An 11622-nucleotide genomic window follows, 5' to 3' on the forward strand; every position below is an offset into this window, starting at 1 on the left:
ACCAAAAAATATGCAATCAGGCTCTTAGTAAAAAAGGGCAACTCTGAGAGTTGCCCTTTTTTCATTATGTTAGCTGTCGCTATTGATTCGACGCAGCAGCTGATCTTTTAAGTTTGGCGGGGTACCTTTCAAGGTTAAGGTATCCGTATCGGCATCATAAAAAATACGCTCGCCAAGCAGCATGCCATCAAAGTTGATGGTTACCCCACCACCGGAGCCAACAAACTTGGTCAACTTACGCATTGCGGTTCGGTCGGCAGGAAAACTTTCTTCCAGCTCATAACCTTGTTGTGATGTGAACTGGTAGAAGTCTGTACCGTCCTCCGATTCCGGAAGCTCGGCAGCCAGCTCTTTAACAGTGACTTCATCACCGGCCTGTAGCTGGCTATTACAGTAGTCATACACCTGCTTGCGGTATTCCTGCTTCTCTTCCTTATCCATGCGAGAGTCGGCACAGAAGTCTTCCACAGCTTGCATCAGAACTTGGTTTTGCTCTTTGACATCCAAACCCACTTCCGCCTGGAGGAAATCAAGGAAGAAATCGGCAATCTTGCGGCCAACGCGCCCTTTGATATAAGTCAGGTAGCGGTTCGAGTCTGCATCTGTCTCCCATGAAGACAAATCGATACGGGCAACAATATCCATCTTAGAGACATCCAGATAGTCAGTCGCACTGATATCTAGCTGCTCTGTCACCTTCATGCTGTGGCAAGTCGGCAGCAGACCGATAAATAGGTAGTCAGTGGCCAGCGATTGGTATTCGGCAATCACCAGCGTACCGGTTTCGGCAAACGGGTATTTCGCCAGTTCCGCCTGCAGGCGCTGGGCTGATTGGTTAGAAAATGTAAGAAAATCCAACTCACCACGACGAGCCTGTTTCAGCCAGTGGCCAAATTCGCTATCGTCTGAGAAGTGACCGAATCCTTTGGCCCCTTTGCTGCTGTATACACGGTGGAGCTCGGAAACCAGCTCCTCAGTTGCCGTGTTATTTTCAAGGGATTGTTTTCGAAGATGAATTTCCAGTTCATCGTTTTCATTCTTAACCAGTTGGTGAAGAATGACATTGGAAAGCGTGAGACTCATAATGGAAAAATTTCAGTAATTCTAATGTGTAGGTTATTATAAGTCGCTTTCCTTAACATTAAACAAGATTAAACAAGACTTCCTATGCCAATTACTTCAAAATACACCAATAAAAAAGTTGAACAAATCATTGAAGATATGTTCGATGTATTAGAGAAGCATGATGCTTCTGCAGAACTTGCACTGATGATCGTGGGTAACATCGCCACTAACATCATCAATGCTGATGTTCCTGCATCGCAAAGGAAGGCTATTGCAGACAAATTCGCACACGCTCTGCAATCTTCCATTAAAGAAGATTAATCTTGTTTGCTTGTGATACAGCTATATAGGACTGGGAAACACTGACATCTATGGTCTCCAGCGGTAACAATTACAAAGAGAAAGTCTCTCAGCTTATCAGCTGGGGACACTGGTTCAGTTTTTTCAATATTATCGCCGCCATGCTTTTGGGTACGCGGTATATTGCCCATTCTGAGTGGCCGGCGTCCCTGCTTGGCCAACTCTACCTGCTGTTCAGCTGGGTTGGCCATTTTGGCTTCCTCGTATTCGGGTTTTATATCCTAATCCTGTTCCCAGCCAGTTTTCTGATCCCATCACAACGCCTGATGCGGCTGTTTGCCGTGTTAGTTGCCACTATTGGCCTGACCGGATTACTGCTCGATACCCATGCGTATGAGTCCCTTGAACTCCATTTGAGTCCTTTGGTGTGGGATCTCCTGCTCAGCGGCGAGCGCACCGAGCTCAATGCCCGCTGGCAATATCTGTTTATCACTGTTCCGGTGATTTTCCTGCTTCAGTTAGTACTCTCCGAATGGTTATGGCGCAAACTGAGGAAACTGACCCGCAAACATGTTGGGGTCCCTATCGCCACCGTGTTTGGGATCTGCTTTATCAGCAGCCACTTGATGTACATCTGGGCAGACGCCAACTTGTACCGTCCAATCACGGCTCAGCGATCAAATTTCCCGCTGTCATATCCTATGACGGCGAAGACTTTCATGGAAAAGCATGGCTTGCTTGACCGTGAAGAATATACCGAGCGCCTTAACGCCCAGGGGATAGAAAGCAGCGAACACCTGCGTTATCCACTGGAAAAAATGGCTTTCGATGATCCTGGCACGGGCAAAAACCTGCTGGTTATCATGATTGATGGCCTGAGGAGCGATATGGTTGAGGCTGAAACCATGCCTTACCTATCGGCGTTTGCCAGCCAGAATTTATCTTTCGAGAACCATTACAGCAGCAGCAACGAAAATACTGCCGGTATTTTTGGCTTGTTCTACGGTTTGCCGAGCAGCTACATCAACAGTGCGCGCTCCAGCAACACCAAGCCTCTGGTGGTCAGTACGCTTGAGAAACGTGGCTATCAATTCGGCTTATTCGGCGGCGACAACATCAGCCAAGATCCGATTTATTCCGAGGCGATCTTCAGCGGGCTGCCGCTCGAAGAGATGGCCGGCACAGATCAAGATGCCGAAGCGGTAGACAACTGGGCCACATGGCTTGAGACCCAAGACAGCGACAAACCTTGGTTTAGCTATATTGAACTGACCTCGGTACAGAACTTCGAAGAAGGCGGCGATTACTCACCAAAATTCGAACCGTCACTGGGCTCGAACAATGTATCAGGGCAAAATACCACCCTGATCCTGAAGAACAGTTACCGGAATGCGGCTTACTTTATTGATGAGCAGCTAATCCAGATCTTTGACCAGCTGGTAAGCCAAAACGTGATGGATGATACGATCGTTATCATTACGGCGAACCATGGTACCGAGTTCAACGAAACAGGCAGCAACAGCTGGGGTGCAAACAGCAATTACAGCCAATACCAGCTGAAAGTGCCTTTGGTGATCCATTGGCCGGGCAGTGTTTCTTCTGTCAGCGACAGGCTGACAAGCCACCTTGATATTGCACCAACATTGATGGAAGCGCTATTCAATACCACTACACCGGCAACGGCCTACAGTAGTGGCAGCAGCTTGTTCACCAACTCGACCAAGCGCCGTTGGATTTTGGCCGGTAACGAAAGAGACATTGTGATGATCCAGCCGACATCAACCACAGTAATTGATAAATATGGCAATTACTTGGTCTATGACCAAGACTACAAGCGATTAGACTCTGCCAAACCTAAGCTTTCTACCCTGATGCAGGCCATGCACGAGATGAAGCGCTTCTATAAAGCAGATTAATCTATTTACTCGCCTAAATACTGAAAGAGGGCAGCCAAGTGGCTGCCCTTTTTGTTTTTTGCGATATGCGGGAATGAACGCTATCAGAGGTAATCCTTGTTGTCGGCGTAGCATTGGTCGTAGCCGTCATTCCAGCCATAAGCATATTTATTATCCGCTTCCATTCTTTCCGGATCTTGGCGAAACCCCTCCAGGTGAGTGGCTGGTTCATTCTTGCGGCTAAAGCAGCCATCTTGGTAACCATCCAGATAAGGACGGGTAAAACCCAATTCTGACAGGGTCTCATGGCGGGTCTCGGCGCAGCCCAAAAATATGGCGGCGAAAAACGATATCCCCACAGCCTTCAATAAGTCAGTCATAAACATCCTGTATATGAATATAAACACCTAAAATGTAGCGGAGTACACTTCATTCACCTGTCTTAGTTTCAATACTTCCGCTATCTTATAGCTCAAAGTGACTTGGGTTTATAAGGATCAAAAATGAACAAGACTGTCTTAATTACCGGTGCAAACCGTGGCGTAGGGCTGGCATTGGCCGTGGCTTACCTGGAAGCTGGCTGGCAAGTCTTTGCAACCTGCCGGGATATTGCTAGCGCCGATGGGTTAACCCGCAGACAAGATGTCTTTCCAAACCTGACAATTGCAGAGCTCGATGTCACTGATCATCAAGCCGTCATGCATCTTGCCCAATCCATGGAAATGGTAAACCTCGATTTGCTTATCAATAATGCCGGTTACTATGGTCCCAAGGACTATGGGTTTGGCAATACCGACGCCCAAGAGTGGCGTAAGGTGTTTGAAATCAACACCATTGCGCCGCTCAAAATTGCCGAGGCCTTTTACCCCCAACTCAAGCAAGGCACACCGGGAGTCCTTGCCTGCTTGTCTTCCAAGGTCGGCAGTATGGCTGAAAACACCAGTGGTGGCGGCTATATCTACCGCTCTTCCAAAGCCGCACTGAACTCAGTGGTCAAGAGCCTATCCAATGACTTGTTACCCGAAGGCATCATTTCGATTGCCCTTCACCCTGGCTGGGTACAAACTGAAATGGGCGGGCCGGATGCACTTATCGACAGCCAAACGTCTGCCCTTGGATTGAAAAAGGTTATCGACAACCTAACGCCTGCCGATTCGGGTTTGTTCATGGATTACCAGGGGAATTACCTACCTTGGTAACCGTATTTCGCTGACCAGTAGCTCTAAGTGCATCCCGAATCCAAGCGAACCGTGATTTTGCTTCCAAGCAAATAATTACTGGCTGAGCAATCAGCCAGTTACAACCCTCTGTGTTATGCGTCGCATTTTTGCCAACTTACCAACAAAAATACGCTAATTTGCTGTATCCATTGGCCTTTCATCGTAAAAAATCCGCAACAATAATATGAAATAGCCCTCGGATACGGTTTCTCGCCCAGTTACCGAACACAGACTTCCGCCGATAACCAACAAGGATGGAAGTGATTCGTACTACGCAATATTCTATTTTCTGGAAGGTCATTTGGCTCAGAGTACGCACATTCAAGACTTCTACGATCGGGTACTTACCTTAACCGGCAAGTCGCACGGCTTACGAACCACCTGCGAACAAATATGTAGGAATCTCCTGCTGAGCTTTGCGGTGGAGAACGCCACCCTGGTCGTCGCTTACAAATCGCACTGGAAGACGTTGCTGAATGTTGGAGACAAGGGAATAGAGTACCTTTTCCCACCTGTTGAATATCAAGAAAACGAGACATTTCCGTTTTACCAGATCACCAAGGCGATCAGATTAAAAAAAACCACCTTAACGGACCTAGAAGGTGTACGCCGGCTATCGCTTCCCCTTGAGAGGCGCTCACAGATTATTGGCTGCCTCATTGCTGATTTTCCCAAAACCGATCTCACTGAGCAGCTTGATGCCAAAGACTTTAGCTATCTGGGTGCCCTGCTCGCTTCTGAGCTTAATGCCTCAATGATAGATGCCATCATTCAGGACGAACACAGCGGCCGGCGTATCGCTGAGCGCGAACTGCAAATTCGCCAACATGAGCAGCACAGTCTGCAGAAGCAGCTGCAGGCCCTGCACGATATCTCCTTTAAGCTATGGCGTGCCCACTCAATCGACAATATGTTGTTTATTGCTGTCGACGAAGCCAAAAAACAGCTCAATATCGACCGAATGGCTATCTTTTTGTTTAAACCGGGCAACCGAATGCAGGGGACCTACGGCACAGATATCCATGGTAATACCGTCAGCGAACATTATTTCGAGTCTGAAATACCTGACTTGTGGTTTGCATCCCATTTCCTACAACAAAAAGGTGAGTATTTAGCCATAGAAGAAAACACAGCGCTTTACCATAACCTGAAAGTGGTCGGTTTCGGGTGGAGTGTGTATATCTCTTTGTGGGATGAAGATACACCGATTGGTTGGATCGCCTGTGATAACCTGCTGAGCGGCATGCCTCTTCCCGCCCACTTACACCAGTTGTTGAAACAATTTGGTTTCATCATTTCCCAGCACCTAGTCAGACGCCAAGCCGAAGAAAAGCTCATCCAGCTCAATACCGAGCTCGAGCAGAGGGTTGCGGAGCGCACCCAAGCCCTCCAGCAGGCCAAGGATAAACTTGAAAAAGTATCACTTGAAGATCCGCTCACCCAGGTGGCTAACCGCCGCCTGTTTGACGAGCGCTTTTCAGATGAATGGCGCCGGGCCGAGCGCCATTCGCTGCCACTTTCTTTACTGATTATCGATGTCGACCACTTCAAAAAGTACAATGACAGCTTCGGTCATATCGCAGGGGATGATTGTCTCAAAACCATTGCCACCACCCTGGCACCGATAGAGCGAAGAGCGGGAGCACTCTTTGCCCGATATGGTGGTGAAGAGTTTGTTTTACTGCTGCCGGGGCAAGATCACAACGCTGCGCAGTACGCTGCTGAGCGTTCACTGGAAGCTATTCGGGCGCTGGCCATACCGAGTGCTGCAGATAGTGAAGGCCAGTCGAATATCGTAACGATCAGCATCGGCGGCTGCACGATTACGCCTTCAACCAATAGCTCTGCTGATACGTTCTTCAAACTGGCCGACACCGCCCTGTATGAAGCGAAATCAAGCGGGAGAAACCAACTGTTTTTGATCAGTGATGCTGGCTAATCGGCTTTCTTCGATGTACGACGGCGAGGTGAGCGCGATTTTCCAGCAGAAGGCGATGAGCCAGTACTTGATGATTTACGCCCGCCTTTGCTGCCCCCTTTACCACCACCTTTACTGTAGCGTCGTTTTTTAAACGGTTCAGGCGATTTCAAATCACGAAGGCTTTGCGGCACCTCGCTGGTTTTCACCTTTTCCATCAGCTGGGCCACCTGCACTTCCAGCGCATCCATGAAAGGTTTGTAGGCACATTTTTTATCTGCCATATCCTGTAGCTGGTGCTCCCAGTGGGCAGTCATATCCGGATAGGTCGCCTCATCCGGCAGGGCATAAACAAGCCCTTTTCCGGCCTCAGTGGCATGGATACTTTTGCCTTGGCGCATCAGCAGCTGTCGCTTGAACAATATATCGAGGATCCCGGCTCGGGTTGCTTCTGTGCCCAAACCATCAGTGTCTCGTAAGATCTTTTTCAACGAACTGTCTGAGACAAAGCGGGCAATCCCGGTCATCGCCTGTAGCAACGTCGCCTCGGTAAATGGCTTAGGTGGCTCGGTCATCTTATCGAGGATCTCGCCATCACGGCAGGTCAGCACTGTACCTTTCTCCAGCGGCGGTACTTTGTCGGCCAGATCAACGTCCTTGTCTGCCGGTTCATCGCGGCCAAGCAAGGTGCGCCATCCCGAAGACATCAATTGGCGTCCCCGAGCCACGAAAAGCCCGCCCGCAATAGTGAACTCCAGCTTGGCTTCACTGTATATTGCCGCCGGGTAAAACTGCATCAGATACTGTCTGGCGATCAGCTGATACACCTTCTGCTCGCTGCCACTCAGGCTCGCGGCATTGACCGCCTTGGGAGTGGGAATAATCGCATGGTGGGCATCGACTTTTTTGTCGTTCCACGCTTTCGATTTGAGGCTAGTATCTGCCCCATCCACAGCTTTACCCAGCTGGCTATCCGTATTGGCAATCGCCTGGCATACGTCGCCGGCCTGCCGGTAATGATCCATCGGCAAATAGCGGCAATCCGAACGCGGATAGGTGATCACCTTATGTTTCTCATACAACGACTGACAAGTGGCCAGAACATCGGCTGCACTCATGCCGAAACGCTTGGCGGCATCAATCTGCAGGGCTGACAGCGAGTAAGGCAGTGGCGGTGCCTGCTTGGTTTCTTTACGCTCTGATGCGGTCACTTCAGCAGGCTGGCCCTTGATGCGGCTGACAACGTTCTCGCACAGTTTGCGGTTCATTATCCGGCCATCTTCATCCTGCCAAGGTTTGCAGGCTTCACTCGGCTTCCATCTGGCGCGGATCTCCTGTTGTTGATAAGGAATAAGCGCAAACAACTCATAAAATGGCTTAGGAACAAAATTGGTAATTTCATCATCACGACGGGTCACCAATCCCAATACCGGCGTCTGCACCCGGCCTACCGACAATACCCCCCGGTAACCCCCTTTCTGACCCAGCAAGGTGTAAGCCCGGGTCATATTCATGCCATACAGCCAATCGGCACGTGAGCGTGCCAATGCCGAGACCGACAGCGGAATAAAATCACGGTTGCTGCGCAGCTTGCCGAGCGCCCGCTTGACTGCCGACGGGTTAAGGTCGGAAATAAGCAACCGCTGCATGGCCGCTTTTTTGCCTTGGGCAAGATTAACGTAGTCTATGACCTCATCCACCAGCAGCTGACCTTCCCTGTCTGGGTCTCCGGCGTGGATCACTTCACCAGCCTGCTTGCACAGTTTGCGTACCACGCCCAACTGCTTCTTGGCAGATTTACGCGGTGCCAACTGCCACTGCTGCGGCACAATCGGCAAGTCGGCCATATTCCATTTCTTGTACTTCTCGTCATAGGCATCCGGCTCAACCTGTTCGAGTAAATGACCGATACACCAGGTGACGATATCACCGTTGCCCGCCTCAATATAACCGTCATGGTTCTTGTGAGGACGCGGCAATACAGCGGCTATCGCGCGCCCAAGGCTAGGTTTTTCTGCAATATATAGACGAGACATGGTTGATATTCAGTTGGATCGCATAGGGAACTCTTGGCTGAACTATAAGAAAAAAGTGCGGAGAGAACAAGCAAATACTGGATATAGATACAGTTCCTGTTTTTACACTTCGTGCCATAACAAAAAGGCCCAGCTCAGTAGAGCCAGGCCTTTATTATTTTTCGGTGTAAACCGCTGTTAAACCATAAATAGCATTAAGCGCAATTGTCTGCCAACCACGCCTTCACATCGGCATACTCACCACGAAAGACGATACGATCGGCCTTCTTGCCAAGCTGGTAGGTGTACATGGGGTCGTAGTATTGCTCCAGCAACAAACTCAGCCAATCATAGTGGCCTGACAACTCGCCATTTGCTTGCATCGCTTTTACTGCCTGCTGCTGCACCAGTAGCAACTCTTCATAGCGCTGGAAGCCCAAGCGTTTGCGAATGCTGAACATGCCTCGCTCTAGGTACGCGGCGAACCGATCCCAGCCTTGTTGTTCACCGTACTCGGCACAGAAATCACGCTGCATCCGCACAACATAGTCATCAAGCAAGCGCTCTAAACGTACATCGAGCGGATCATCAACAATGGCAATCGGTGCTTGCTGCATCGCATGATTAATTGCCAAGGGAACACTGACCGAGCCAATGATCTTACCTTCATCTTCGTAGACGAAGTGCGATACCCCAGCGGCCTGCTTCTTGAGCATGGCGATCGCCAGCACATTTTCGAAGTTGATTTGAGTACGCTGCGCCGTTACATAACGGCCAAACGACGATCCGCGATGATTGGCGGCACCCTCTAAATCAATACCGTTGGCAATTTCATTGACCATGATGGTCTTGCCGCACCCCGTATTACCGCCGATCAGTGTCATTGGCTTAGTCGCCACCTCATCGATGGTATCAATCAAAAAGCGACGCAGTGCCTTGTAGCCACCTTCGACAAACGGGTAATCAACGCCTGCCTCTTTCAGCCACTGCTGGGTAATACGCGAGCGCAGTCCACCACGAAAACAGTACAAATAGCCGTTTGGGTTAGCTTCACAGAAGGCTTTCCACTGGGCAACTCGCTCGGCTTTGATTTCGCCATGAACCAGCTCGTGGCCCAGCGCAATTGCAGCTTCCTGACCATGCTTTTTATAGCAAGTACCCACCGCCTGACGCTCCTCATCAAGCATCAAAGGTCGATTGATAGACGTCGGGAAGGCACCCTGTTCAAATTCTACTGGCGCTCGCATGTCCATCAACGGCGTGTCATTGATAAACAACTGACGGAAATCTTGGCAATTTCGACGTGACATATTTAGCTAATCTCAATCAGTACAGTTTCATCGGCTGCGGCTGCAACCAATTCACCAATCGCATTGAGTTCGATACCGTGTTGCTGAGCCAAAGCTTTCACTTCATGCTCGGCATCTGGTGTCACTGCCAACAACAAACCACCTGACGTCTGCGGATCGCACAGCAGAGCTTTTTGCTGGTCTGTCAGGGCACCCAGGCGGTGGCCATAGCTGGCAAAGTTACGCTCGGTGCCACCCGGTACACAACCTTGCCCGATGTAGTCAAAAACACCTGGCAGATGCGGTACTTGGGAGAAGTCGATGTTTGCTTTCAGGCCGCTGCCTTCGCAGATTTCGTTTAAATGGCCCATCAAGCCAAAACCGGTCACGTCAGTCATGGCTTTCACGCCCGCAACGTTGGCAAAATCAGCACCCGGCTTATTCAACTGGCACATCCAGTCACGGGCCAGACCACGATGCTCATCCAGTAGCTTGGTTTTCTTCTCTGCGGTAGTCAGCACGCCAATACCCAATGGTTTGGTCAGAAATAGTTTACAACCCGCTTCAGCCTGATTGTTGCGCTTAACACGGTCGGTATCGACAATACCCGTCACGGCAAGGCCGAAAATAGGCTCTGGCGCATCAATCGAGTGACCGCCTGCCAAAGAGATACCGGCTTCGCGGCATACTGCACGGCCGCCTTCAATCACCTGCTGGGCGATTTCTGGTGCCAATACGTTTACCGGCCAGCCCAGGATTGCAATCGCCATAATCGGCTTGCCACCCATCGCGTAGATGTCACTGATGGCGTTGGTTGCTGCGATACGACCAAAATCATACGGATCATCGACAATCGGCATGAAGAAGTCAGTAGTACTTACCACTGCGGTACCGTTACCAAGATCATAAACCGCCGCATCATCTTTACTTTCGTTACCTACAAGCAGGTTAGGATCGGCAAACGGAGCGAGCTGCGTTCGAAGAATAGTATCAAGAACTTGGGGGGAGATTTTACAACCACATCCTGCTCCGTGGCTGTATTGGGTAAGGCGAACATTTTCCATGGCACGCTCCGTTAAATTTACAAGAGCGGTGGATTCTACTCCTGCAACCAAATCCTGTCATCCACCTGGATCAAAAAGGAGAGCCAATTGGCTCTCCTCTGATTTAACGATTCGAAGTCAAACGACTTCGACATGGGGCTACAGGTACTCTACAAATTGCGCCAAATCCCGCTCCGGTGCTTTAGCATCCCGACAACCGGGCGAGCCGAGATACAAGAAGCCGACGATCATATCATCCCCTTCCACTCCCAAAGCCTGGCGCACAACCGGATGGTAGGCCCATTTGCCGGTGCGCCAAAAGCCCGCATACCCTTGGGCAACTGCTGCCAATTGCATCGCCTGTACGGCACAGCCTGCTGAGAGGTGCTGTTCTATCACCGGCACCTTGTCATGCTCAGATACCTTGGCCACAACCGTTATCACCATCGGTGCTCTGAATGGTGACTTGCCCGCTTTCTCGATAATCGCTTCATCGGCGCCATCACTGTTGGCCGCCTCAACCAAAATATCGGCGAGTTTCTGTCTACCATCCCCTTCAGCGCCATCCTCCTGAGAAACAATAAACCGCCACGGAGTCAGACCCGCATGGTCCGGCGCACGCAAGCCGGCCCGAAGAATCGCCTCCAGCGCTGCTCCCTGCGGTGCCGGTGAGACCATTTTTGGCAACGACCTGCGGTTGAGCAATAAGGTAAGTGCGTCCATAACAACCTCGTAAGAATCTATCCTTATTACGACGATAGCATAGTTTTGATATGGTAAATCCATGGGAAAAGAGTGGGCTATTGGCTATTGGCTATTGGCTATTGGCTATTGGCTATTGGCTATTGGCTATTGGCTATTGGCTATTGGCTATTGG

The 11622-nt window shown here is 50.2% G+C and carries 10 protein-coding genes; 4 read left to right on the forward strand and 6 right to left on the reverse strand.

All coding sequences use genetic code 11. From position 1 onward, the window contains the following. Positions 1-69: 69 nt before the first annotated feature. Positions 70-1083 carry a nucleoid-associated protein YejK gene (yejK, locus tag R2X38_RS16040; RefSeq protein ID WP_317523337.1) on the reverse strand — a complete coding sequence of 338 codons (1014 nt, stop codon included), beginning with the start codon at positions 1081-1083 and terminating at the stop codon, positions 70-72. A gap of 84 nt (positions 1084-1167) precedes the next feature. On the opposite strand from yejK, the gene R2X38_RS16045 reads away from it, so the two are divergent. Together R2X38_RS16045 and R2X38_RS16050 are read left to right on the forward strand one after the other, a co-directional pair. Further along, the gene (locus R2X38_RS16045; protein WP_107298617.1) at positions 1168-1386 is read left to right on the forward strand and encodes a YejL family protein; all 219 of its coding nucleotides are present in this window, start codon (positions 1168-1170) and stop codon (positions 1384-1386) included. 50 nt (positions 1387-1436) lie between these two features. Next, the gene (locus tag R2X38_RS16050) at positions 1437-3281 is read left to right on the forward strand and encodes a DUF3413 domain-containing protein (RefSeq protein ID WP_317523338.1); all 1845 of its coding nucleotides are present in this window, start codon (positions 1437-1439) and stop codon (positions 3279-3281) included. A gap of 83 nt (positions 3282-3364) precedes the next feature. Here R2X38_RS16050 and R2X38_RS16055 read toward each other — a convergent pair whose 3' ends face one another. Next, the gene (locus R2X38_RS16055; protein ID WP_317523339.1) at positions 3365-3640 is read right to left on the reverse strand and encodes a hypothetical protein; all 276 of its coding nucleotides are present in this window, start codon (positions 3638-3640) and stop codon (positions 3365-3367) included. 123 nt (positions 3641-3763) lie between these two features. On the opposite strand from R2X38_RS16055, the gene R2X38_RS16060 reads away from it, so the two are divergent. Together R2X38_RS16060 and R2X38_RS16065 are read left to right on the forward strand one after the other, a co-directional pair. Further along, a complete protein-coding gene (locus tag R2X38_RS16060; RefSeq protein ID WP_317523341.1) occupies positions 3764-4459 on the forward strand; it encodes an SDR family oxidoreductase in 696 nt (231 codons plus the stop codon). Positions 4460-4781: 322 nt separating this feature from the next. Next, the gene (locus R2X38_RS16065; RefSeq protein WP_317523342.1) at positions 4782-6419 is read left to right on the forward strand and encodes a GGDEF domain-containing protein; all 1638 of its coding nucleotides are present in this window, start codon (positions 4782-4784) and stop codon (positions 6417-6419) included. Here R2X38_RS16065 and R2X38_RS16070 read toward each other — a convergent pair. The 4 genes from R2X38_RS16070 to R2X38_RS16085 all read right to left on the reverse strand — a co-directional run bounded on the left by R2X38_RS16070 (position 6416) and on the right by R2X38_RS16085 (position 11468). Beyond that, positions 6416-8434 carry a DNA topoisomerase III gene (locus R2X38_RS16070; RefSeq protein ID WP_317523343.1) on the reverse strand — a complete coding sequence of 673 codons (2019 nt, stop codon included), beginning with the start codon at positions 8432-8434 and terminating at the stop codon, positions 6416-6418. The genes R2X38_RS16065 and R2X38_RS16070 overlap by 4 nt on opposite strands. Positions 8435-8628: 194 nt before the next feature. Then, positions 8629-9723 carry a tRNA 2-selenouridine(34) synthase MnmH gene (gene mnmH / locus R2X38_RS16075; protein ID WP_317523344.1) on the reverse strand — a complete coding sequence of 365 codons (1095 nt, stop codon included), beginning with the start codon at positions 9721-9723 and terminating at the stop codon, positions 8629-8631. A gap of 2 nt (positions 9724-9725) precedes the next feature. Next, positions 9726-10766, reverse strand: a complete 1041-nt coding sequence (selD, locus tag R2X38_RS16080) for a selenide, water dikinase SelD (protein WP_317523345.1) — start codon at positions 10764-10766, stop codon at positions 9726-9728. 138 nt (positions 10767-10904) lie between these two features. Beyond that, the gene (locus R2X38_RS16085) at positions 10905-11468 is read right to left on the reverse strand and encodes an NAD(P)H nitroreductase (protein ID WP_317523346.1); all 564 of its coding nucleotides are present in this window, start codon (positions 11466-11468) and stop codon (positions 10905-10907) included. Positions 11469-11622: the final 154 nt, after the last annotated feature.

Source organism: Photobacterium rosenbergii (assembly GCF_033022775.1).
GTDB lineage: Bacteria > Pseudomonadota > Gammaproteobacteria > Enterobacterales > Vibrionaceae > Photobacterium > Photobacterium rosenbergii_A.